Origin of the sequence: Pseudomonas sp. Kh14 (assembly GCF_900291005.1) — a bacterium.
Lineage (GTDB): Bacteria > Pseudomonadota > Gammaproteobacteria > Pseudomonadales > Pseudomonadaceae > Aquipseudomonas > Aquipseudomonas alloputida.
Genome location: NZ_OLKJ01000128.1, coordinates 1 through 269 on the forward strand (window position 1 = coordinate 1; position 269 = coordinate 269).

Genomic DNA, 269 nt, shown 5'->3' on the forward strand with positions numbered 1-269 from the left:
GTAGTGGGAGGAGGAAATATTTTTCGAGGTAGAACGGCAGGAGATAAGGGCATCAGTCGAGTGACTGCCGATTATATGGGAATGTTAGCCACAGTTATTAATGCTCTGGCCTTGCAAGATTTTTTGGAAAATGAAGGGATTCCCACTCGAGTACAAACCGCTATTGAAATGCGGGCAGTAGCTGAGCCCTATATCAGGAGAAAAGCCATCCGGCATTTAGAAAAAGGAAGGATAGTTATATTTGCCGGTGGTACCGGTAATCCTTACTT

The 269-nt window shown here is 44.6% G+C and carries 1 pseudogene; it reads left to right on the top strand.

Annotation, left to right across the window (positions count from 1 at the left end):
* A pseudogene (gene pyrH / locus FQ668_RS27560) lies at positions 1–269 on the top strand (UMP kinase); the annotation flags it as partial.